Raw genomic sequence first — 25,222 nt, 5'->3', positions numbered from 1 at the left:
ATTTGGCTAAGCTGCGTTTTAATGCAGTTTAGCTTTTGTTAGGTTTGTGTAGCGACACATAATACTGAGCGGCAAGTACAAACATAACTTTTATTAATTTTTATAAATAAGCCTTACATAAATACCAAAGGCGAAACTTGGTAAATGCAAAACTACTCTGACCAAAGATAGAAAATTAGTGTTTTTACACAACCCTGATTTTCGACTACAGTCATTCGTTTTTATATCCTTAAAAGCTTACGAAATCATATTCCTTTTCATATTCGTAGTAAGCAATTTTCTTTCTTCTTTTCCATCCAACTCCGCAATACTTGGAGCAATTTACACGCAAGACCACTCGGAGCTATTAAACCTAACGGTTTGTGTATGAGCAGTAGCTCCTCCACGATCGTTGATTTATTTTTTTGGTTTGTTATCTTCTTTAATTTTCCTTGTGATAACAATCTGAGCTATTGCTTATACACGGTGTTGGGCAAAGTTCGCTTACTCTTTATTTATATACAATCCACTAGTAGGTGTTTGATCTACAAATGAATCTAAATCACTAAAATGACTTATTCCACCATTATCACAGTGAAATGTTCCATTTATTACCGACCCTTCTCCATTCATTACAAAACCTGAAGGAACAATTACTTCAAACTCTCCCCAAATGTTATTTGCTATCTGATAATTGAACTTATTGAGTTTTAACATATACGAATCTAGATCCTCTTGAACTTTACTCTGCCCTTTGAATTGATTTTCAGTTGAAACCTTGAAGAGTTGAACATTTTGAATTATTGAATCTCTAACTAAAAATGTAATGAATCGGTACTGAATGTCATATCCATATTCCGATATAAAAGCGGGTGGCAAACTATTATTTAACTCTCCCTCTTCAAGCTTAGACTTTGGTGGAAAGGAAGTTCTAATTTGAATTTTTAGTGTATTACTTTCTACATTCTTTTCACACCCACAAATACTCACTAATGAGTCCGTTTTTTTTCCCCTCTTGATTTGAATGAAGTCCATTTCCTGTTTTGACAATGAACTATCCAAAACAATGTCGGAATTATAGTTTGATTCTATGAACAATTCCTTTCCTATAGAATCTTTACTAAGAATCATCTTTGTCTTTTCAGGATTAGATGAATCTTTACAAGAGTAAAAAACTAAAATAGATAATACTGTAAATATTATTAATACGAATCTCATTTAATTTTGCCCAACGGTTTGTGTATGAGCAGTAGCTCCTCCACGAGCGTTGATTTATAGTTTTAGTTTATTCTTTCTTTAATTTTCCTTGTGACCACAATCTGAGTTATTGCTTATACACGTTGTTAGGCACTGGCTTTTATTTTTTTCAATATTTTCTTTCCTTTCAGATTTAAATTCAATAATGCAGCACCCGAGTTATGACTCCAAGGATGTTGAATCAAATTCCATTGAATTTTCTTTTTTTTAAATCTTAATATTATCATATCAGAACTGAACATTTTCCCTTTAGAAGAAGCAACAATAAATTTCTGATTATCGTTTTCAATTCTCCAATCGTTTTCTTTAAGTATTTTCCGAGTCAGTTCTCTAAATTCGTCTAATTCTTTAGTCAGGTTAAATGTTTTATATTTCAGTCGCTTGAGTTGTAATATATATGTTATTACACCTAATGATAAAGTAAAGATTGAAACAGTTAAGATATCTGATGCTTTAAAAGAATCCACATTTTGCAAATAGAAATATCCGCTTATTAGCCCGTTTGCAATTAATGCGATTGGAAGTCCGAAAAAAGTAAGCCATTCTAGCGTGCCAACTCTAAATGATATTTTATTTGGTTTAATATGTTCTTTCATTAATTTGTGTTCCGCTTGTGCCTAACGTGTTTGTGTATGGCTCGTTGCGGAAAATCAGCTATGATTTTCCGCCGTAAAACGAAGATAGCAAATTGCAATGAATTCCGATTAGGAATTCAGCCGCAATGAGCTATACACGGTGTTGTAAAACGTTTTTATTCATTCGATTGTTCAGTCAGAGTGTTCAAATCAAATACTTTGTTTTCAATATTATCTGTTGTGAACTTCTTAAAGTCATTCACAAAAAGAGTAATATCATGATTTCTGTCACTTACTATTTCTAAATTATATTTTTCGTTAATTATTAATTTCAAAGGAAGATTACTTTTTTTAACTGCGAACGATGAAAAACTTTCAAACATCGTATTTATGTTTATTAAACTATCCTTTGATTTTATTGTACTTCCAATTCCAATTCCGTCATCGCTTTTAGAATTCACATAAGATTTAAAAGATATTTTAACTTTTATGGAATCAGTTATGTTTTCTGTTTCTTTAATTGAAATACTGTCAATCGAATGTTTTGGTTTAATGAAATTCAATCGAATTTTTTTGTTTTCAATCGAATATTCACCAGAACCAAATTCATTGATTGTAAAATATGGTCCGTCTATATGTCCTTTTATTTGATTTTTATCATTATAGTATGATAATGGCGAATCTCCTTTGTATGAAATAAAACCAAATTTTTGATTTGGCAATAAATGAATAAAAGATAGACTATCAGACGTAAAGAAGATTTTTTCTCTATTATTTCCTTGAGAGTAAATGTTTTTACTGAATAAAAAAATTGTCAAAATTAAAATTGTCTTCAATTTCATAATAGATGTTTATTCAAATTTATTCGTTTTGTGCTTTGAATAAAAATTCAATTTAGTAATCAGTTTTTTCGATTTAGTGAAACAGTCTTTTGGTTTAGGTAAATGTTTTACAACTATTGAATATACGCAATTGCACATATTTACCTTTCAAATATAGTATTATTTTTTAATCAAATCGAACGGACTTTTGATATTCGTTAACATATCCGATGCCACATGGGTATAAATTTCAGTTGTCTTACTCGAATTATGTCCTAGTAGTTTTTGAATATATCGAAGATTCGTGCCATTTTCTAATAAATGTGTTGCAAAAGAATGTCTTAAAGTATGCACTGTTGCTGGCATTGTTATCTTTGCTATGCGCTTCGACTTGTTAAAAACACTTCTAATACTACTGGCACTGTACTGCTTTCCTTTTACACCTTCAAATAACCACTTTTTCGGGGTATAATGTTTGTAATAATTTCGCAATAAAAATAAAGCATCCACCGACAACAGGGTGATCCTATCTTTTTGTCCTTTTCCATTACGAACCCATATTCGCATCGTATCAGAATCGATATCCTTTATTTGTAAATTAACACATTCAGAAATCCGCAAGCCCGCACTGTATATAAGAGTTAAAATAGCTTTATGCTTCAAATTAGTTGTAGCATCAAGTAGGTCTAATATTTGTTTTGTAGACAAAACACTAGGAAGTCGCTTGGGTTTTTTAGGACGCTCAAAATCATAATGTTCGGAAGGTTGCTTTAGAACCTTTTCTAAATAAAACTTAATTGCATTGATACTTTGGTTCTGAAAAGAAATAGACTTGTGGTCTTGTGTGACAAGCTTCGTATGGTACTCTTTAATAATCGAACTATTTATAGTATGCATGGGCTGAGGATACATGTACTTTAAAAACAAAGTAAACATATGCATATAAGACTGCTGAGTATTTAAACTATAGTTTTTACGACGTAAAACATCCTGCATAACTGCGATAGCAAGACGATACTCTTTAGTAGTATAACTATTGTGTTGGTATCTAGATAAATACATACTTCAAATATGTATATTTTTACAACAACAACAATTTTATAAACGCTTAAATACATTTTTCACGTTTATAAACATAAAAAAATGCTTTGCTATGAAAACTAAAAAATGCCTATCCTTTGGTAAAAAACTCACAGATAGAATATATAAGAAATTTTGTGATAACTTTTATAGAAACTAATTTCTCAATAAAAATAAACATGAATATACTTTTAATGACATTAAAAAATAGAGTTATTCTAGCTTATTTTTGCCCTAGTGGCAACACAAAATTAGAAAAGGAGTTTCAGATGAAGTCGGATATGACTTTTCCTATTTTAACAAGCTTATAAAATTTAAATCTTCAAACTATTTCTTTTGTTATGATTATAGCTTTCAACATTTTATGGATAGTTAAGGAGTAAGAACATTTTTGATTGATTAAAAATCAAAATAGATAAAAAATAATTCTCTAATAATATGGCGCTAAAAATCAAGTAATGTACAATCATAAAATTGACCAAAAATCAACATAATATAATGATGTTAATTATCTAAAAAAAACATACGTCAAATTAAAGTATAAATCAAACGAAAATACAACAAACACGAAAAAATCAGAAGAATACAGAAGAATACAGAAGAATACAGAAGAATACAGAAGAATACAGAATATACAGAATATACAGAATATACAGAATATACAGAATATGTAGAATAATTAAGAAAACAAATTCAAAAACCGAAATAATAAATTTAAAATAGAATTCTTCTCTATATTTATGCTTAGATTTCTACATAATTTTCATACTCAAAAACAAATATAAATGAATGATTTTTATAAAGACCTTATGGATTTTAAAAAGAGAAATGATTTAACCTTTAAGGATTTAGGTGAAATTATTAATATTAGTCCTGACGCATTTAGAATGGCCTGTAATAAGAAAAGCCTATCTGATAACAGAAAACGGAGACTTTTAAAAGTAATGAACTCAGATATGAATTCAAATAATGATGAACTTTTTTACTATAAAGATGGCGTTAAATTTTATATCGATGAAATCATATCTTTTATTATACTTAATATAAAGCAGATTAAAAATAAAGGAAAACTTGAAAAACTAATAGAAGCAATTAACCATATAGAGAACATCAAAAGATACAATGAGCTTAATGATGAAATTCAAAAGATTAAAGATCTCTTACTAAAAAATAAAAATAACTTGAAATAACATAACTATAAAATATCTTGCTCTACTAAATGAATAACTTTAAAGTGCTTCGGCTCTTTAAAAATAAGACCTGTAACAGAACATTTAATAAAATTTTCATTTGGTTTATCTTTTAAATACTTGTAATCTATAATTCTCTTATTATTTATTACTTTTTCATGCTTAAAAATAAATAAAGTTACTTCATTAATATTTGATGTATTAATTATTTTATTTAGAAATTTATCTCTTTCCTTTTCAGGATATGTATCTTTATATATGGTGTCTACGTCTGATCTCTCATGCCCCATTAATGTGCGCAACATGTCCGGATCAATATAAAATCTTGAACCAACTGTAGCAAAAGTATGTCTTGCTACTTTTGAGGTTAATCTACCATCTAATGGCTTTACTTCAATTCTATGAAATTTTTTATCAAAAACCTTTTCAATTCGACCCACATGATTATTATATAAAGATTTAACAATATTCAAATTTTTATTGTATCGAGATCTAAAGTTATTGTAACCAACAAAGTCTTTTCTCCAAGGAAATAAAAAATGATCTTTTGAATTATAATTCTTCAAAATATTTTTAGCTTTATCTACTATCTTTAAGTCAAATTCATATCCATTATCTCCTAGTTTACCTCGTCTAAAATAAATTCTGTCATCAATAGAAAATTGATTTTTAGTTAAATAATAAATATCGAATAAATCTTGACCTCCAAAATAAAACTGTAATAAAAACAAACTAATACATTCATTCTGGCCTTTTACAAGTGAATTTAATAGAGATTCTAGAATCTTTATTGTTATAATTGATACATTTCGCTTTTGGGTACGATTAAGTTTTGAGGAAACCCCTCTTAAAATACCATCAAATGGATAAGACTTTGGTGCATAAGAATACCTTTTTAAGGCCTCATTGTAAATAGCTTTTAATGTTCGTAAATATGTACTGACTGTTGTATTTTTATTTCCGATAGATAATTGGTAATTCTTGAAACTTGCAAGCATAGAATAATCGATATCTTCCAAGGCTATATCTCCAACTGTCTTTCTAAATTGCTTTAAAGCATTATCATAAACCTTCGCATTTCCTAATTTCTGTAAATTAAGAGAATTATTATAATTACGTTTTTCATTAGCGTATTTGAAAGCAAAATCAAAAAAATCTTCACATGTATCCACAGTATCTTTTTTGGGAATTAAAACTCCCCCCAATAGGTTGACTTTAATAAAATCAAAATCTATCGAATAATCATCTAGTGAACGAAGAAGCAATTCATTAAGAATACTTTTCTTTTTCCGAATTATAAGTTGACTTCTTTTGCAATTTAATGGCTCATGAATTTCAAAATTCCAATCATCTTTTGAAAAATTCATTTTCATACTAAATGAAATCTGTTTACCATAATTTGTTAAAAAACAAACCACTGGATAATTTCCATTCTTTAATTTTTTACCTTTCCTAGTAGTTAAAACAATTTTACCTCTCATAATTTTTTTTTATAAAAGCCATAAAAAAAACATAAAAAATGATTTAATTTCGCTTTATTTCTTAATATTTCGTTTAACGAATATATACTAATTTTTTTAATAAGACATGAATCAAACAATACATATCTTAAGAAAAAATGTAAAAACAGAAATAATCAGAAAATAAAACCCACTGTAATACAATAAGTTAAAAACAAAATAGAAAACAAAAAAGCCTTACTATTTCTAGTAAGGCTTTATGTGATCGCGACAGGATTCGAACCTGTGACCGTCTGCTTAGAAGGCAGATGCTCTATCCAGCTGAGCTACGCGACCAATGGTTGTCGGGGTGGCAGGATTCGAACCTGCGACCTCCTGCTCCCAAAGCAGGCGCGATGACCGGGCTACGCTACACCCCGATACTATCATCTTCAATTTTTTGCGGAGAGACCGGGATTCGAACCCGGGCATCGAAAAACGATGACAGCTTAGCAGGCTGCTGCATTACCACTCTGCCACCTCTCCATAGTTCATTGTCGTGACGTTGAACTAAAAATTGCGAGTGCAAATCTATGACTAATTAAACGTTCTCACAAATTTTTTTAAATAAAAAAAATACTAATCTGGATACTCCACCCGTAAGTGGTAGATATTCATTAACTTATTCTTGATTATTTTTTTAATTTTCTCAATTTCTCTAAATGTAATATCCGAATTAATAAATTGATTAGAACTTTTTTGCTTTTCTATTATTTTATCTATTAGCTCTTCGATCTGTTTTGCGGTAGGCTGTTTTATACTTTTAGAGGCTGCTTCTGCTGCATCACACATCATTAAAATTGCTGTTTCTCGAGAAAAGGGTATTGGTCCTTGGTACCGGAATTTTTTGACATCTACAACTGAATCCGGATTATTTTCTTGCTCTTTCTTATAAAAGTAATATGTTACATTCGTTCCGTGATGTGTTCGAATAAAATCAATAATTCGATCAGGCAAATTGTTTTTTTAGCAATCTCAATGCCATTGATAACATGATCTAAAATAATTCTTGCGCTATCTTTTGGAGATAGATCGTCATGAGGATTGACTCCGGTAGATTGATTTTCAGTAAAATACATAGGGGCTTTCATTTTACCTATATCATGATATAAAGCTCCTGTTCTAACTAACATAGAGTTTGCTCCTATTTCGTTTGCTGCTGCTTCCGCTAAATTAGCTACTTGCATAGAATGCTGGAAGGTACCCGGTGCTTTTTCATTTAATTCCCGTAATAACTTTGAATTTGTATTGGATAATTCTAATAGAGTAACATCAGACACCAAACCAAATACTTTTTCATAAAAATAAATAAAGAAAACAGATAAAAAGGAAAGTAAACCATTGGCAGCAAACAAACCAAAATACAGCCAATTAATTTCACTTGCATTACCTACCTTTAAAATAGAGAAAGCAAAATAGGTAACCATATAAATCAATGTTATCTGTCCTATGGAAATGAATAAATTGGCTCTTTTATATAATTCGGAAACGGTTAGAATAGTTACTATACCCGCAATGATGTGAAGATAGATAAATTCAAAACTATTGGGTACTATAAAACCTAATAACAATACAGTTAATACGTGGGTAAACAACCCCAATCGAGCATCAAAAAAAGCCTTTAAAACGATTGGTAATATACTCAATGGAACGACGTATAAATAGGCTGCATTAGATTTAACCACTAAAGTTTGCACCAATAGCATCATGAACACATTAAAAAAAATAAACGTAACTTTATTATTGTCTTTATAAATTTCCAAACGATAACGATGTAAAAACAGCAATAACATTAAAAGTGCTAAAGATACAAGTATGGTATATCCAAAAACTATCCAATTGTAATTAGACTTTGACCAAACTGTTGATTGGGAAGCAAGTTCATAGGACGTCAAAACATTTAAACGCTTCCCCTCAATAATATCTCCCTTCTGGATAATCAGTTCTCCCTTGGAAACTTTTCCTTTAGTGTACGATATGTTTTTTAAAACTTCCTCTAATTCTCTATTGGTAAACTTTTCGTCGAAAGTAACATTTGGCTGGACTTCACCTGCTACTAAATCGGTAATTAATTGCTGCGTCTCCCTATCAAAGTTTTGGATGGCACTATTAATGGTTTTCAGAATATCTTTAGATTGTATCAGCTTAAAATAAAGGACATCTTCAACTGCATTTCCCTTAATGAGCTCTACTATTTCATCTTTATCTAAATTGTAATTTCCTGCATCGACATCAGAAATAAAACCGTATTGGTAGATAATGTCTACAATAGTTTGGGCCTTTTTTTGAATCTTTAAACTTTCAGAAGAAGATAAAGACTCCATATTAGACAATACGGTTATTTTCTCTTTAATTAAAGAAATTACTTCTGTTGGTATACTTTCATCTACTAAAAAATATTTTTAGCCGCTTGTGTTAATTGTTCTCTCTCTGCCTGAACTTCCTTTTCTGTCTTGTAAATAGCAAAATCAAATGGCGCATATAGATTGTCATATTGCCAAGGTTTTCCTTGAATAAAATCATATTTAAATTGTCCTTCTTTAGGAAATAAATACACGATAGCTAACGCGGTTATTAAAAATAAAAACACCTTGTATACTACGGTGTTATTTTTGTACAATCTATTTATAATTTTAGCCATTTTTCGATTTTAAAAAGGTAAAGATAACCTTTCTGTATAATTTGAGTACTTGCTTTAAAATAGTTATTTTCGCAAATACAAACAAAAGCAATAAACATTTTACATATGAAAGAAGTAGTAATAGCATCCGTTGCAAGAACACCAATTGGAAGTTTTTTAGGAACGTTATCTAGTATATCAGCGCCTAAATTAGGAGCAATTGCTATAAAGGGAGCAATGGATAAAATTAACTTAAATCCTGAATTAGTGGAAGAAGTTTTTATGGGTAACGTCGTTTCTGCTGGATTAGGCCAAGCTCCTGCAAGGCAAGCAGCAATGTTTGCAGGAATCCCAGAAACTGTTCCATGTACTACCATAAACAAAGTGTGCTCTTCTGGAATGAAGTCTATCATGCTAGCTGCACAAACTATTGCGATGGGAGATGCAGAAATAGTAATTGCTGGTGGAATGGAAAATATGAGTAGCATTCCACATTACCAACACGCAAGGAAAGGCTCGAAATTTGGTGCAATCAAAATGGAAGATGGACTGCAAAAAGACGGGCTAACGGATGTTTATGAAAAGGTAGCAATGGGAGTATGTGCGGATGAATGTGCGGTTACCTATTCGTTTTCGAGAGAAGATCAGGATGCATTTGCAATCGAAAGTTACAATCGTTCAGCGAAAGCCTGGAAAGAAGGTAAATTTGCTGATGAAATCGTACCTGTAGAGATACCGCAACGAAGAGGAGATGCGCTACTATTTAAAGAAGACGAAGAGTATAAAAACGTAAAAATGGAAAAAATTCCTTCTTTACGTCCAGCCTTTACAAAAGAAGGTACTGTAACTGCCGCGAACGCCTCAACCATAAATGACGGAGGTGCTGCATTAGTACTCATGACAGCTGATAAAGCAAAAGAATTAGGAATTACTCCTTTGGCAAAGATTAGAGGTTATGCAGATGCTGCACACGAGCCTAAATGGTTCACTACTGCTCCTGCAAAAGCATTACCGAAAGCATTAGCAAAAGCTGGAATTGGAATGGATGAAGTAGATTACTTTGAGCTAAACGAAGCATTTTCTGTTGTAGGACTTGCCAATATGAAAATATTAGGGCTATCGAGTGAAAAAGTAAATGTTAATGGAGGTGCCGTTTCCTTAGGACATCCTTTAGCAGTTTCAGGAGCTAGAATCATTATCGCATTAACTTCTATTTTGAAGCAAAACAACGCAAAAATTGGTGCTGCTGGTATTTGTAATGGCGGTGGTGGTGCAAGTGCTATGGTAATTGAACGTGTGTAACTTAACTAGCCTTCTACTTTAATGTTTGGAATTTGTAATCTTAGTATTGTACCTCTGCGATTAGAACCAAAGGATAGTTCAGAAATGGTTAACCAACTTCTTTTTGGCGAATACTTCAGGATTCTTGAAAAAGGTAAAAAGTGGAGTAAAATTAAATTAGCTTTCGACGGTTATGAAGGATATATAGACAACAAACAATTCGAAGAAATAACAGCTACAGAATTTGAAACACTGCATACAACAAAGAATTTTTATGCCGGAGAGTTAATCGATTTTATTACCGATCAGCACAATAACCTAACTACAATTCCCTTAGGTGCCAATCTCCCATTTTTGAATAAAACAGAAATTAAGGTTGGCAATGCATTTTACCGCTATGAAGGTAAAACTAAAAGTGAGATATTAGATAAGTCAGCAATTGTTAAAACTGCATTTTTATTTTTAAACACTCCTTATTTATGGGGAGGTAAATCACCTTTTGGCATTGACTGTTCTGGATTTACGCAAATCGTATATAAATTGTGTGGCCATGCCATATTAAGAGACGCAAAAGAACAAGCAACACAAGGGGATGTCCTTAGTTTTATTGAAGAAAGTGAGCCCGGTGATCTGGCGTTTTTTGATAATGAAGAAGGAATAATTACCCATGTTGGTATTATTATGAATGACTACAACATCATTCATGCACACGGTAAAGTAAGAATAGATAAGTTAGACCACAGTGGCATTTACAATGCAGATTTAAAAAGACATACCCACAAACTTAGAGTGATAAAAAGATTTGTATAAAAAAGGGGTTGAAAATTTCAACCCCTTTTTTATGGTATCATAAAATTTAATCTTCATCTACTTCGGAGCGAGTTTCTGCAGGCTTCTCTCCTTTCTTTATCTGAATTTTTAATTCGTTGGTATCCTTGTCCAAGTTCATAAAGATAGAATCGCCTTCGTCTAATTTAGAATTCACAATTTCCTCAGCTAGTGCATCTTCTATGTATTTTTGAATAGCTCTTTTCAGAGGTCTGGCTCCGTATTGCTTATCAAATCCTTTATCTGCAATGTAGTCTTTGGCTTCATCACTTAGTTCAAGGTGATATCCTAAATCAGAAATTCGATCCAATAGTTTTTTAAGCTCTATATCGATAATCTTATGAATATCCTGTCTTTCTAAGGTATTGAATATAATTACATCATCAATTCTATTTAAAAATTCAGGGGCAAATGATTTTTTCAGTGCACCTTCAATAACACCTTTTGCATTGGCATCAGCTTGCTCTTTCTTAGCATTAGTTCCAAAACCAACACCACCACCGAAATCCTTAAGTTTACGAACACCGATATTAGAAGTCATAATAATTATAGTATTTCTAAAATCTATTTTTCGTCCTAAACTATCTGTGATATGACCATCGTCTAAAATCTGTAACAGCATGTTAAATACATCGGGATGCGCCTTTTCTATTTCATCTAATAAAACGACAGAATATGGTTTTCTTCGAACTTTCTCTGTTAATTGCCCACCTTCCTCATAACCGACATAACCCGGAGGTGCTCCGATAAGTCTTGAAATAGCAAACTTCTCCATATATTCACTCATGTCAACACGAATTAACGATTCTTCTGAATCGAATAATTCTCGAGATAAGACTTTTGCTAATTGTGTTTTTCCTACACCAGTAGAACCGAGAAATATAAAAGATCCGATAGGTTTATTAGGGTCTTTTAATCCCACACGATTACGTTGAATAGCCTTCACTACCTTGGTGACAGCATCGTCTTGCCCTATTACCTTCCCTTTAATGAGATTTGGCAATTCGGCTAATCTACTGCTTTCTGCTTCTGCTACTCGGTTTACAGGAATTCCAGTCATCATAGAAACGACCTCGGCCACATTTTCTTCAGTAACTGTTTCTCTGTGTAACTTAGAGTCCTCTTCCCATTGATTTTGCGCAGACTCTAGGGCCATTTCAAGATTCTTTTCATCATCTCTGAGTTTAGCAGCCTCTTCATACTTCTGTCCACTTACTGCTTTTGTCTTGCGTTCTCGAATCTCTTCTAACTTTGCTTCTAATTCCAAAATCTGTTGTGGAACAACTATATTGGTGATATGGATTCTTGAACCTGCCTCATCTAGAGCATCAATTGCTTTGTCGGGAAGATACCTATCGGTCATGTAACGATTCGTAAGTTTAACACAAGCCTCAATTGCTTCATCAGTAAAGTTTACGTAATGATGGGCTTCGTACTTCTTTTTTATATTGTGTAAAATTAGAACCGTTTCCTCTACCGTTGTTGGATCTACAATTATCTTTTGAAAACGACGCTCTAAGGCTCCATCTTTCTCTATATTCGTTCTATACTCATCTAGGGTTGTGGCACCAATACACTGAATTTCTCCTCGTGCTAAGGCAGGCTTTAACATGTTGGAAGCGTCTAGAGAACCTGTTGCTCCCCCTGCGCCGACAATGGTATGAATTTCATCAATGAATAAAATAATATCATCATTTTTCTCCAATTCGTTCATGAGCGCTTTCATTCGTTCTTCGAACTGCCCTCTGTATTTGGTTCCTGCAACCAAACTAGCCAAATCTAAGGATACGATGCGTTTATCGAAAAGAATTCTGGATACTTTTCGATTCACTATTCGCAAGGCAAGACCCTCCGCTATGGCAGATTTACCAACACCAGGCTCTCCTATTAGCATAGGATTATTTTTCTTTCTTCGACTTAAAATTTGAGATACTCGTTCGATTTCTTTGACTCTCCCAACAACAGGATCAAGTTTTCCTGCTTCTGCCAGGGCAGTTAAATCTCTTCCAAAGTTATCGAGTACAGGTGTTTTTGATTTCTTAGTCTGTTTTCCTCGAGTAGATTGTTGTCCGAAAGGATTTGTTTTATCGTCGGCGAACTCGTCATCAGAAGCATTTTCTGCTATCGGATTTGAAAAACCTTCTACGTGTAATTCTTTATACAAGGCTTTTGCTTGATCGTAATCAATGTCGTATCGCTGTAACAATTTAGTAGTTGGGTCATTTTCATTACGTAAAATACACAACAACAAATGTGCCGTATCTATGGCGTTACTTTGGTATAACTTTGCTTCTAAAAAAGTTGTTTTGATCGCCTTTTCGGCTTGTCTTGTTAGATGTAAACTCTGCTTCTCGCTAGCGTTAGTCGAAAAAGATACAGGGTTTAGTTTCTCTAACTTAGTACGAACGAGATTCAAATCTACATCAAACGCAGAGAGAATTTCAATCGCTTTCCCATCACCTTTTCTTATCAAACCTAAAAGCAAGTGCTCTGTTCCAATAAAATCGTGCCCCAAACGAAGGGCCTCCTCTTTACTGAATGTAATCACGTCTCTAACTTGTGGTGAAAAATTATCGTCCATAAATTTTATTTGTGTCTATGTAAAGTTAGTAAGTTTTTCTTATAATACAGCAAAAAAAATGCCATATAGTTGATAACTGCCAATATGCCATTTAAATACGGAAATCCATAAGTGTCTAAAAAGATAAATTCCAATAAATTGTTAATAACTAAACACAAAACAACCCGAAGTATTTTTGTGTAAAATATAGCTATAATGTATCTTGCAATGTTTTAGACAACATATACAGTTTACTGTGTAATTTGAGGGAATTTTAATTTTTTAAAATTCACTCTTTTTTATGGAAAATTACTAAAATTTTAAAAAAAATATATGGCAGATGGTGAAAAGTTGATTCCTATCAACATTGAAGAACAAATGAAATCGGCATACATTGATTATTCCATGTCGGTAATCGTATCTAGAGCTTTACCTGACGTACGAGATGGCTTAAAACCCGTGCACCGAAGAGTATTGTTCGGAATGCATGAACTTGGTATAAAAGCAACTGGAGCCTACAAAAAATCAGCAAGAATTGTAGGAGAGGTTCTCGGTAAGTATCACCCACACGGTGATACCTCAGTATATGACTCAATGGTTAGGATGGCGCAAGACTGGAGCGTTCGATACATGATGGTAGACGGCCAAGGAAACTTTGGCTCTGTAGATGGCGATAGTCCGGCAGCAATGCGTTATACGGAGGTTAGAATGCAGAAAATATCAGAAGAGATGTTATCTGATATTGAAAAAGATACGGTAGACCACAAATTAAATTTTGACGATACGTTAAAAGAACCAACTGTGTTACCAACCCGTATTCCTAATTTACTAGTAAACGGAGCATCAGGAATAGCGGTTGGTATGGCCACAAATATGGCGCCACATAACCTTACGGAGGTCATCAATGGTACTGTTGCATACATTGAAAATCGAGATATTGAAATTGATGAATTGATGCAACACATTAAAGCCCCAGACTTCCCTACAGGAGGTATAATTTACGGGTACGATGGTGTTCGAGACGCTTTTCATACCGGAAGAGGTAGAATTGTGATGCGAGCTAAAGCAACCATTGAAGATATCAAAGGAAGAGAGTGTATCGTGGTTACAGAGATACCATATCAGGTTAATAAAGCTGATATGATTAAGAAAACTGCGGATTTAGTGAACGAAAAGAAACTAGACGGCATTGCTAGTATTCGTGACGAATCTGACCGAAAAGGAATGCGTATCGTTTACGTTTTAAAAAGAGATGCGATTCCTAATATCGTTTTAAATAAACTATTTAAATACACCCAACTACAAACCTCTTTCAGCGTTAATAATATAGCCCTAGTCAATGGAAGACCGGAGCAATTAAACCTGAAGCAGTTAATTCACTATTTCGTAGAACATCGTCATGAAGTTGTTGTTCGAAGAACGCAATACGAACTAAAAAAAGCAGAGGCAAGAGCACATATTTTAGAAGGTTTAATCATCGCTTCAGATAATATTGATGAAGTAATCTCCATTATTAGAGGGTCTTCCAATGCCGATCAAGCCCGTGAAAAATTAATAGAACGCTTCGAGTTGACCGAAATTCAAGCTCGTGCAATCGTTGAGATGCGACTGCGACAATTAACTGGTCTAGAGCAAGACAAGTTACGAAATGAATACGATGAAATCATCAAAACCATTGCAGATTTAAAAGATATTCTTGAAAACGAAGCAAGACGCTACCGAATAATCACAGAGGAACTTATACAAATCCGTGACAAATACGGAGACGAAAGACGCTCTGTAATTGAATATGCAGGTGGAGACATGCGTATTGAGGACATGATTCCGAACACCAAAGTAGTGGTTACCATTTCAAATGCAGGATACCTAAAAAGAACCAATCTAGACGAGTACAAAGTACAAAATAGAGGTGGTAGAGGACAAAAAGGTGCCACAACAAGAAACGAAGACTTTTTAGAACATTTGTTTATTGCAACCAATCACCAATACATGATGTTCTTCACCCAAAAAGGAAAAGTATTTTGGATGCGTGTGTATGAAATTCCTGAGGGTGGAAAAAACACTAAGGGTAGAGCGATTCAAAATCTTATCAATATCGAACAAGACGATAAGGTAAAAGCTTTCTTAGTTACTGCAGACCTAAAGGATGAAGACTACATAAATAACCACTATGTAATCATGGCAACTAAAAAAGGCCGTGTAAAAAAGACGCCACTAGAACAATACTCTCGACCAAGAGCAAATGGTATAAATGCCATCACCATAAAGGAAGGTGATGAACTGCTAGAAGCAAAATTAACCACAGGAGATAGCCAAGTAATGCTGGCATTAAAGTCTGGGAAAACTATTCGTTTTGAAGAAGAAAAAACCAGACCAATGGGAAGAACAGCCTCCGGAGTTAGAGGTATAACATTACAGCACGAAGAAGACGAGGTAATAGGAATGGTATCTGTTAACGATATGGAAAGTAATATTCTGGTAGTTTCTGAAAAAGGATACGGTAAAAGATCCAAACTAGAAGACTACCGTATTACCAACAGAGGTGGTAAAGGAGTCAAAACCTTAAATATTTCTGAAAAAACAGGAGAGCTCGTTGCCATAAAAAATGTAGACGATTCCAACGATTTAATGATTATCAATAAATCAGGACTTACCATACGTATGGCAGTAGAAGATTTACGAGTTATGGGAAGGGCAACACAAGGTGTTCGCTTGATAAATATTAAAAATAGTGATAGTATTGCAGCAGTTGCAAAAGTTATGCACGAAGAAAAAGATGAAAATGGAATAGAAATTGAAGATGTCAATGAAAATAATGAAAACCAAGATCAATAATAAATTTAAATCTACAATGAAAAAACAAATTATAGCACTTTCTTTTGGAGTAATCTCCATCGCATCTTTTGGACAAAAAGCAGAATTAAAAGCTGCAGAGAAAGCAATAAAAAAGCAAGATTTTAATAGCGCAATTTCAACACTATCCTCTGCTGAAGGGCTAATAGCTAATGCAGATGATAAATACAAAACAAAATATTACTTTCTAAAAGGAAAAGCATACGCTTCCAAAAAGGATTATAAAAATGCAGCAAATGCATTTAATACGTTAATGGATATAGAAAAACAATCTGGGAACACTAAATACACAAAAGAAGCACAACCTATATTGGAAAAAATGGTGGTGGATGTTTCTAACGAAGCCGCTTCGCTTTACAACGATAAAAAAGATTACAAAAATGCCGCAGAAAAATTTTACTTAACCTATGTTTTAAGCCCAAAAGACACCTCATTTGTATACAATGCCGCAGTATCTTCAACTCAAGCAGAAGATTATGATAAAGCTTTAGAATATTACAATAAATTACGTGAATTAAACTATTCAGGTGCTGAGGAAATATTTGTAGCAACAGAAAAAGCGACAGGTAAAGTTGAGCAGTTCCCTTCAAAAACCCAAAGAGATCTAATGGTTAAAACAGGAAACTATTTAAAGCCCGAAATACAGTTATCCGATTCAAAAAAAGCCTTAATTGTAAAAAATATTGCTCTTATTTTACAAAAACAAGGAAAAACGGACGAAGCAATCACTGCTATGTCTGAAGCCCGAAAAGCAAATCCAAAAGACTTAAATCTTCTTCTAAATGAAGCTCAATTATATATTGATTTAGACAGAATGGATAAATTTGGAGCTTTAATGCAAGAAGCAATAGCGCTTGATCCAAATAACCCTACGCTTTACTATAACTTAGGAGTTGTAAACTTTAATCAAGGAAGAGCTGAAGAAGCTAAGAAATATTATGAAAAAGCTATTGAAATAAAACCGGATTACGCAGATGCGTATATGACTTAGCAGTTGTTGTTTTAGATAAAGATAAAGCAATAGTAGAAGAGATGAACAAGAATTTATCTAACTTCAAAAAATATGACGAATTGGCTTTACAGCAAAAAGAAGTTTATAAAGAAGCATTACCTTATCTTGAAAAGGCGAATAGTCTTAACCAAAATATAGAAACGGTGAAAACATTAATGAACATCTATGATTTACTTGAAATGACAGAAAAAGCAGATACCTACAGAGCATTATACAAATCAATGCGATAATATGTACAAACAATAAAATAAAAAACCGAAGTTACACTTCGGTTTTTTTATGTTATAAAGATATTTTCATTAATCGAATGGCGTATTCATTTTTAAATACGATAAAAATTCCTTTTTGATTTCTTTATCTTTAAATTTACCACCAAATTCTGCAGTCACCGTACTACTTTCAATATCTTTTATACCTCGTGAATTTACACATAAATGTTTCGCATCGATAACACAGGCCACATCTTCTGTACCTAACGCTTCTTGCATGCATTGCACTACCTGCATCGTTAAACGCTCTTGTACCTGCGGTCTTTTAGCAAAGTACTCTACAATACGATTCATTTTAGACAATCCAATTACTTTACCATTGGAAATATAAGCGACATGTGCTCTACCAACTATAGGAAGTAAGTGGTGTTCACAAGTAGAATATACAACGATATTCTTCTCTACTAACATTTCTCCGTAGTTGTAATTATTATTAAAAGTAGACGCCTTCGGCATATTATCTGGATTCAAGCCCATAAAGAGTTCGTTTACGTAGGCTTTGGCAACTCTTCTTGGAGTACCTTGAAGACTGTCGTCTGTTAAATCCATTCCCAAGGTGTGTAAAATATCTCTTACACTCGCTTCTATTCGCTCTATTTTTTCTTTGTCCGAAATAGCAAAAGCATCTTCTCGCAAAGGAGTAGTCGCCGAAGTACCGATGTGATTTTCACCTATTTCGTCAATTCTATCTTCGTTCATATTAGTATTTAGTTCGAACATTATTTAAAAAATTGATTTTGCAAAGATACGACAATATCATTAGTTAGGTTAAAAAATCCACTAATTCCTGAATAGTAAGCGATATAACCTCTCCAGACATCATGTTTTTTATTTTGTAGGTAGTATTCTCAATATCAGTAACTACATAAGAAATTTGCCTATTATTTACATATTTCCATTGCTTTTTTTGTTGTTTGTTACTAGCTGCTACATCCGGATATATCTCGGCAGATATACCACGACTACGAAGTATTTTTATGGCTTTCAGTTTTGGCAGACTCTCCTCTTCTTTAAAATTTAAAAATAAAACTTTTGGCCTGGGAAGCGCTAAGTCTTCAAACAGCCCAAGTTCTTCCATAACGAGATATATCCTGTCTAGACCAAAAGAAATCCCGACACCGGAAACGTCTTTAAGGCCAAAAATACCGGTTAAGTCATCGTATCTTCCACCGCCTCCAATAGATCCGATCTTTATGTTTTTTGGCGCAGAAACCTCATAGATAGCACCAGTATAATAGTTGAGGCCTCTGGCTAAGGTGACATCTATTTCTAAAGAAGCAGAGCCTAATTCTAATGCCTCAATAGCATCGTTAATAAACCGTAATTCTTGCACTCCTTTTAACCCTTCTTCAGAAGTATACAGCATCGTTTCTAATGAAGATAATTTGGCTTCGTTAGAACCAGTAAAAGAGAATAATGGATCGAGTTTCCCTAAGGCATCGGCAGGAATTCCCTTACTTATCATTTCATCAACTACACCATCTTTACCAATTTTATCCAATTTGTCTAGGGCAACTGTAAAGTCAATAAGCTTATCCGTAGCGCCGATAACCTCAGCAATACCAGACAAAATCTTCCTATTGTTAATTTTTATAGTTGTTCCGAGTAAACCAAGTGCTGTGAAAACAGAATCGTATAATTGTACAAACTCAATCTCTTGCAATAAAGAGTTACTACCAACAACGTCTGCATCACACTGGTAAAACTCTCTAAATCTTCCTTTCTGAGGACGATCTGCTCTCCAAACAGGTTGGATTTGATACCGTTTAAAAGGAAAAGTAATTTCGTTCTGATGTTGCACAACATATCTAGCGAATGGTACAGTTAAATCATATCGAAGTGCTTTTTCAGAAATTTTAGGAATTACTTTTGTACTATTTTTCTCTACTAGTAAAGAATTGTCTACTTTTTTTTAAATAATCCCCAGAGTTTAAAATTTTAAAAATTAAACGATCTCCCTCTTCCCCATATTTTCCCATTAAAGTAGTAGAGTTTTCAAAACTTGGGGTTTCAATAGGTTGAAATCCAAAATTCTCAAAAGCACCTTTTATAGTTTGAAATATATAATTTCTCTTGGCTATTTCAGTGGATGAAAAATCTCTGGTTCCTTTTGGAATGCTCGGTTTCATAATAATTAAAATTGTTTAATTAAAAATTGTATGCTTTGTAAAAATTAAAGAATAGCTAAATACTATTGGATACAACACATACATTATTATTTGTATGCAAATATCATAATAATTAGACAATTTAGGAAGTTTTATTAGGTTGTTTTAACCTGTAAATAGTTGCATTTAATTCAAAGCCCAACAAAAGAATAATAGCATTTAACCATACAAATAACATTAAAATTAACAGTGTACCAATAGATCCATATAATTCGTTATACTTCGCAAATTTCACCACGTAAATACCAAAAGCATAAAAAGAAATCATGGAAACAACCGTAGTTAATATAGCTCCTGGAGAAAAGAATCGAACTTCTTTTCCTTGCTTCGTTCCATATCGGAAAAGCAAGGATACAATGGTAAATATCATCACTAAAAAAAGAAACCCTCTTCCGAAATACAACAAATGTAAATCGTTGGTGTCAAACCAACCTTTTTCATCAATCTTAGAAAGAGCTACCTGATATAAAGTCACAAAAACAACAGTAATAATTAAGAAAAATGACATGAGAAGCGAAACTGCTAAAGATATAAAGTAAGATCTTAACAAGGTACGATATTCCTTTACATGATAGGAATACTCAAATCCACCAAAAATAGCATTTACACCGTTGGCCATGAGAAAAATAGATGCCAAAAATCCAAAAGAAAGTAACCCTCCGTATTGGTTATTTAGAATGTCTTTTAAAACCCCGTCTACGGCATCAAATGTTTTGGGTGGTAAAGCCTCTTGAATGATAGAAAACAATCCTTCCTGAAAACCTTCTATAGGGATGTACGGTATTAGCGTTAAAATAAATAGTAAAAAAGGAAAAATTGCCATAAAAAAGCTAAATGCAATTCCTGCGGCGCGAGTCGTTAAAGCTCCTTTTACAATCCCAATGCCATAAAGCTCCAAAACGTCATACAAAGACAAACCACGTAAACCAGGAATTTTTATAGTTTTCCCGAAGTGAACCAACTTATTTACAATTGGTATTTTACTTAATTTATCTTCAATAGATTTTATCATAAATGCAACTTTCAGTCTACTATCATTCTACATTAAGCTTGTATTTCTGCAATAAATTTAGGACGTTTTCTCTAGAGAAGAAAGCGTTTGTAACCCTGTTTTTATCCATATCTATAACAAAATTTTCTGCAGTTGTAAAATTGGCATTTTCTAAATTTGTCTCTTCAAAGATAGCTTCTTTTAAATTGGTCTTGTGAAAAACACAATACTGTGCATCTGACTCGGTAAAGTCAACCCCTATCATTTGGCAATTATCGAAATGAAAATATTGAATTTTCAATTGGTAAAAAGAGGAAAAGTCAAGCTGACAATTTGAAAATTTCATCTGCAGTAAAAAAGGATCTATTTCGTTAAATTTTACACCGATAAGTTTTGAATCCTCAAAGTAAACTTGCTTAAAACTACACTCTTTAAGCCTTGTATTACTAAAATTACACGCTATAAATTCACAGTCTAAAAACTCCGAATTGCTAATATGTAGATCTGAAAAATCACAATTGGTAAAAGTACAAGAGTCAAAATCTGTTCTGCTTAATTCCTTACTTTTAAAGTTTTTTTTTGAATATTGAATATTATCAACAAATGTGTTCATATAAAATCTCTTACTTATCTCAATCCTCTAGCTTTTAGCATAGGAGCTGCTTCAGGACTGCGTCCGCTAAACACTTTATACATTTCTTCATAATCCATGGTATTTCCCTTTGACAATATTTCCTCCCGAAACTTTTGTCCGTTTTCTCTGGTTAGTAATCCGTTACTTTTAAACCAATCGTAAGCATCATGACTCAACATTTCGGTCCAGAGATAGGAATAGTACCCCGCTGCATACCCTCCACTAAAAATATGAGCGAAATAGGTAGAACGATATCTCGGTGGAATTTCATTGCTGTACAATTGCATCTTTTTTAAGGCCTCCTTTTCAAAATTAGCAACATTTTCAATAGAAGTACCTTCTCAATAGTGTGCCATAACATATCTAAACTAGAAGATGCTAAATTTTCAATAATCGAGTAGCCTTGATTGAAAGTTCCTGCCTTTTTTATTTTTTCTAATAATTCCGATGGAATAACCTTCCCTGTTTTATAATGCAAAGCATAATTACTTAAAATATCAGGATGTGTAGCCCAATTTTCATTGAATTGAGAAGGAAACTCTACAAAGTCTCTAGCAACACTAGTTCCAGAAATAGATTCGTAATTCTGGTTCCCAAAGAAACCGTGCAAGGCATGTCCGAATTCGTGAAAAGCCGTTTCTACGTTATCAAAACTTATAAGTGCTGGGGCACCAGTAGCCGGTTTTGGAAAATTACAAACGTTGTATAGTACTGGTTTCTGCTTTCGTAATTTAGATTGTTTAACAAAGGAACTCATCCAGGCACCTCCGCGTTTACTTTCTCGGGCGTAAAAGTCCCCGTAAAACAAACCTAAAGCGGATCCGTCCTCCTCAAATAATTCATAGACCACAACATCCGGATGGTAGGTTGGAATATCCATTCTTTTCTTAAAAGTAATACCGTAGAGCTTCGTAGCTGCGTAAAAAACCCCTTTTTCTAAAACATTGGTAAGTTCAAAGTATTGCTTTACCTCTTCTTCGCCTAAATTATATTTTGATTTGCGGACTTTCTCTGCATAATGGTTCCAATCGAAAGGAGTTAAAGAGAATGAATTTCCATCCGATTTAATCTCCTCTTGAATTTCTTTTATTTCTGCAGCTGCTTTTTGCAGAGCTCCAGGAACTAAACCTGCAAACATTTTAAATACATTGGTTGGTGTTTTGGCCATAGTACCCTGTAAACTCCAACTAGCATAATTATCGAAACCTAAAATTTTTGCTTTCTCTAACCGTAGTACTGCCATTTTTTCTACCAAAGTACTCGTATTAAAGTTACCTTGATCTGCTCTATGTATTGATTTTCTATAAAGCGCTTTTCGAATATCTCTATTTTCAAGATTTTGTAATGCTGGCTGCTGTGTAGTATTGACCAAGGGCAACTCATATCCATTATTACCTTTTATCGCCGCTATTCTCTCTTCGGAAAGACCTTTTAATAAACTTACATCCTGCACAAGAAGTCCTTCTTTTTTACTAGCATCTAAGATTTTTTTACCAAAGGTATTGGAAAGTTCAGCTAATTGAGCATTAATTGTTTTTAACCTATTCTTTTTCTCTTGCGGTAAATCTGCCCCAGCCTTAACAAAATTCTTGTAGTATTCTTTGGTTAGGTGTTTAGATTCATCGTCTAATGATTGTGTATCAATAGTAGCATACACTTCTTTAATTCTTTGAAATAATTGAGAATTTAGCATAATGTTATCGGTATGCACTGAGAACTTAGGAGCTAATTCCTTTTGTATTTTTTTTATAGTATTATTTGTATTCGCACCTGCAACTGCATAAAAAATCGAACGAACACGATCTAATACTCTATCGCTCTCCTCCAGCGCTAAAATGGTATTTTCAAAGGATGGTAATGCTGAATTATTTGTTATTTCTAGAATTTCATTTTCCTGTAACTGCATAGCTTTGAGAATGGCCGGTAAAAAATGCTGCGGTTGGATGTTATTAAAATCAGGAGCACCATAATCTAGAGTACTTTCAGATAATAAAGGATTCGCAGTTGTAGGCATGTTTGTATTGCGTATTTGTTGATTTTTTTTGCAAGATATTAGTAAGACAAAGAATAGTGCGAAAAATCTTGGTACAGTCATTTTAAGAAATATTAATCTATTGCCTTTAAACTTAAATCTAAATTATATACCGAGTGCGTTAATGCTCCCGAAGAAATAAAATCTACACCACATTCTGCGTATTTTCGAATGGTATCTTCATTTATTCCACCAGAAGATTCGGTAAGGCATCTATTCCCGATCAAGGCAACTGCCTTTTTGGTGTCTTCATAGTTAAAGTTGTCAATTAAAATACGATATACTCCATCGTTCGTTAATATTTCTTTAATTTCTTCCAGATTTCTTGCTTCTACAATTATTTTAATAGTTAACCCTTTGGCTTCTAGATACTTTTTTGTTTTTTGTATGGCCTGCGTTATACCTCCTGCAAAATCGATATGGTTGTCTTTTATCATCACCATATCATAAAGCGCAAATCTATGGTTTTCTCCACCACCAATTTTCACGGCCCATTTTTCGAGTGCTCGTATACCAGGTGTCGTTTTTCTCGTATCTAACACCTTTGTTTTCGTACCTTGCAATAAGCTCGCAAAAAAATTGGTTTTGGTAGCGATAGCACTCATTCGTTGCATGGCATTTAACACCAATCGCTCGGCTTGTAAAATAGATTGTGATTTTCCTGAAACAATAAAAACTACATCTCCGAAAGACACCTTTTCTCCATCCTCTATAAAGGTTTCTATCTGTAAATCTTTATCTACATATGCAAAAACCATTTTCGCAAAGGCAACACCTGCGATGATTCCATCATCTTTAACTAAAAGCTTTGCTTTTCCGATGGCATTTGCTGGTATACAGGATAAAGAGGTATGATCCCCCTCCCCTACATCTTCTCGAATCGCATTGGAAATAATAATATCTAACTCGGTATTAAATTGTTCTTTTGAAATCATAATTTTTTATTCTTGTTGTAAAAATACTAATTCATAATTCATATTTCATAATTTTACACTATGAAAATAAAGTTATTGGTAATAGGAAAGACAGATAGCAAACCACTTACAGCGCTCATTGAGGAATATAAAAATCGATTACAACACTACATAAAGTTTGAATTGGAAGTAATTCCTGATCTTAAAAAAACAAAAAACTTGAGTACCGCTCAACAAAAAGACAAAGAAGGTGCATTACTATTGGCTAAACTACAAAATACAGACCAACTTGTCTTGTTGGATGACAAAGGAAAACAATTTTCATCTCTAGAGTTTTCACAATATCTCCAAAAAAAAATGAATTCTGGACATAAACAACTTGTATTTGCGGTTGGTGGACCATATGGTTTTTCCGATGCAGTGTACAAAAAGGCTAGCGGTAAAGTATCGTTTTCAAAAATGACATTTTCACATCAGATGATTCGTTTATTTGTAGTAGAACAAGTGTATCGTGCATTTACTATTTTACGAAATGAACCCTATCATCACGAGTAATTACAACAGCTTTTACACAGATAAAAAATAAAGCAGAAAAAAGAATCTTATTTACATCATTTACTTTTTGAAACACCTTTTCTTTTAAGGTAATTTTTACAGAT

The 25,222-nt window shown here is 33.2% G+C and carries 17 protein-coding genes, 3 tRNA genes and 3 pseudogenes; 7 read left to right on the top strand and 16 right to left on the bottom strand.

All coding sequences use genetic code 11. The features are described from left to right. Positions 1–483 precede the first annotated feature (483 nt). From BSU00_RS11005 to BSU00_RS10990, 4 genes are all read right to left on the bottom strand, one after another. Entirely contained in the window at positions 484–1,197 is a 714-nt protein-coding gene (locus BSU00_RS11005) for a hypothetical protein (protein WP_105004424.1), read from the bottom strand. A gap of 125 nt (positions 1,198–1,322) precedes the next feature. Beyond that, the gene (locus BSU00_RS11000) at positions 1,323–1,832 is read right to left on the bottom strand and encodes a hypothetical protein (RefSeq protein WP_105004423.1); all 510 of its coding nucleotides are present in this window, start codon (positions 1,830–1,832) and stop codon (positions 1,323–1,325) included. Between the two features lie 155 nt (positions 1,833–1,987). Further along, positions 1,988–2,653 carry a hypothetical protein gene (locus BSU00_RS10995; RefSeq protein WP_105004422.1) on the bottom strand — a complete coding sequence of 222 codons (666 nt, stop codon included), beginning with the start codon at positions 2,651–2,653 and terminating at the stop codon, positions 1,988–1,990. A 159-nt stretch (positions 2,654–2,812) separates the two neighbouring features. Further along, on the bottom strand, positions 2,813–3,694 hold the full coding sequence (locus tag BSU00_RS10990) for a tyrosine-type recombinase/integrase (protein ID WP_105004421.1): 882 nt from the start codon (positions 3,692–3,694) through the stop codon (positions 2,813–2,815). Between the two features lie 803 nt (positions 3,695–4,497). Here BSU00_RS10990 and BSU00_RS10980 point away from each other — a divergent pair. Beyond that, positions 4,498–4,902 (top strand): hypothetical protein, encoded by a 405-nt coding sequence (locus tag BSU00_RS10980; protein ID WP_105004419.1) that lies wholly within the window; start codon positions 4,498–4,500, stop codon positions 4,900–4,902. Between the two features lie 5 nt (positions 4,903–4,907). Here the strand turns inward: BSU00_RS10980 and BSU00_RS10975 are convergent, their stop codons facing one another. The 5 genes and pseudogenes from BSU00_RS10975 to BSU00_RS10955 form a co-directional block, all read right to left on the bottom strand. Beyond that, positions 4,908–6,383 (bottom strand): site-specific integrase, encoded by a 1,476-nt coding sequence (locus tag BSU00_RS10975; RefSeq protein WP_105004418.1) that lies wholly within the window; start codon positions 6,381–6,383, stop codon positions 4,908–4,910. Between the two features lie 241 nt (positions 6,384–6,624). After that, positions 6,625–6,698, bottom strand: a tRNA-Arg gene (locus tag BSU00_RS10970). Between the two features lie 8 nt (positions 6,699–6,706). Continuing rightward, a tRNA-Pro gene (locus BSU00_RS10965) sits at positions 6,707–6,781 on the bottom strand. Between the two features lie 23 nt (positions 6,782–6,804). After that, positions 6,805–6,887, bottom strand: a tRNA-Ser gene (locus BSU00_RS10960). A 93-nt stretch (positions 6,888–6,980) separates the two neighbouring features. Continuing rightward, positions 6,981–9,042, bottom strand: a pseudogene (locus BSU00_RS10955) (HD family phosphohydrolase). A gap of 105 nt (positions 9,043–9,147) precedes the next feature. Here BSU00_RS10955 and BSU00_RS10950 point away from each other — a divergent pair. Further along, entirely contained in the window at positions 9,148–10,323 is a 1,176-nt protein-coding gene (locus tag BSU00_RS10950; protein ID WP_105004417.1) for an acetyl-CoA C-acyltransferase, read from the top strand. Between the two features lie 21 nt (positions 10,324–10,344). Further along, positions 10,345–11,112, top strand: a complete 768-nt coding sequence (locus BSU00_RS10945) for a C40 family peptidase (protein WP_105004416.1) — start codon at positions 10,345–10,347, stop codon at positions 11,110–11,112. Between the two features lie 46 nt (positions 11,113–11,158). Here the strand turns inward: BSU00_RS10945 and BSU00_RS10940 are convergent, their stop codons facing one another. Further along, entirely contained in the window at positions 11,159–13,711 is a 2,553-nt protein-coding gene (locus BSU00_RS10940; protein WP_105004415.1) for an ATP-dependent Clp protease ATP-binding subunit, read from the bottom strand. 312 nt (positions 13,712–14,023) lie between these two features. On the opposite strand from BSU00_RS10940, the gene gyrA reads away from it, so the two are divergent. Genes gyrA through BSU00_RS13470 form a run of 3 tightly spaced genes read left to right on the top strand, consistent with a single transcriptional unit; the run spans position 14,024 to position 17,785 of the window. Then, positions 14,024–16,525, top strand: coding sequence for a DNA gyrase subunit A (gyrA, locus tag BSU00_RS10935; RefSeq protein ID WP_105004414.1), 2,502 nt, complete (start codon positions 14,024–14,026; stop codon positions 16,523–16,525). A gap of 16 nt (positions 16,526–16,541) precedes the next feature. Further along, a complete protein-coding gene (locus BSU00_RS10930; protein ID WP_233188708.1) occupies positions 16,542–17,534 on the top strand; it encodes a lipopolysaccharide assembly protein LapB in 993 nt (330 codons plus the stop codon). A gap of 41 nt (positions 17,535–17,575) precedes the next feature. Continuing rightward, positions 17,576–17,785 (top strand): hypothetical protein, encoded by a 210-nt coding sequence (locus BSU00_RS13470; protein ID WP_233188707.1) that lies wholly within the window; start codon positions 17,576–17,578, stop codon positions 17,783–17,785. 69 nt (positions 17,786–17,854) lie between these two features. On the opposite strand, the gene folE is transcribed toward BSU00_RS13470, so the two are convergent. From folE to nadC, 6 genes and pseudogenes are all read right to left on the bottom strand, one after another. Beyond that, positions 17,855–18,523, bottom strand: coding sequence for a GTP cyclohydrolase I FolE (gene folE, locus BSU00_RS10925; protein WP_199176790.1), 669 nt, complete (start codon positions 18,521–18,523; stop codon positions 17,855–17,857). Between the two features lie 64 nt (positions 18,524–18,587). Further along, positions 18,588–19,953, bottom strand: a pseudogene (gene hisS, locus BSU00_RS10920) (histidine--tRNA ligase). A gap of 121 nt (positions 19,954–20,074) precedes the next feature. Continuing rightward, the gene (locus BSU00_RS10915) at positions 20,075–21,004 is read right to left on the bottom strand and encodes a YihY/virulence factor BrkB family protein (RefSeq protein ID WP_105004412.1); all 930 of its coding nucleotides are present in this window, start codon (positions 21,002–21,004) and stop codon (positions 20,075–20,077) included. 22 nt (positions 21,005–21,026) lie between these two features. Beyond that, positions 21,027–21,596, bottom strand: coding sequence for a pentapeptide repeat-containing protein (locus tag BSU00_RS10910; RefSeq protein ID WP_105004411.1), 570 nt, complete (start codon positions 21,594–21,596; stop codon positions 21,027–21,029). Between the two features lie 14 nt (positions 21,597–21,610). Further along, a pseudogene (locus BSU00_RS10905) lies at positions 21,611–23,712 on the bottom strand (M3 family metallopeptidase). 11 nt (positions 23,713–23,723) lie between these two features. Further along, on the bottom strand, positions 23,724–24,584 hold the full coding sequence (gene nadC / locus BSU00_RS10900) for a carboxylating nicotinate-nucleotide diphosphorylase (RefSeq protein ID WP_105004410.1): 861 nt from the start codon (positions 24,582–24,584) through the stop codon (positions 23,724–23,726). Positions 24,585–24,644: 60 nt separating this feature from the next. Here nadC and rlmH point away from each other — a divergent pair, with 60 nt between their 5' ends. Beyond that, complete coding sequence (gene rlmH / locus BSU00_RS10895) at positions 24,645–25,118, top strand: 23S rRNA (pseudouridine(1915)-N(3))-methyltransferase RlmH (protein WP_105004409.1); 474 nt, start codon at positions 24,645–24,647, stop codon at positions 25,116–25,118. Positions 25,119–25,222 lie beyond the last annotated feature (104 nt).

Source organism: Tenacibaculum sp. SG-28 (assembly GCF_002954385.1).
GTDB lineage: Bacteria > Bacteroidota > Bacteroidia > Flavobacteriales > Flavobacteriaceae > Polaribacter.
The sequence above is the reverse complement of the archived record's forward strand: the minus strand, read 5'-3'. Positions and strand labels throughout refer to the sequence as shown.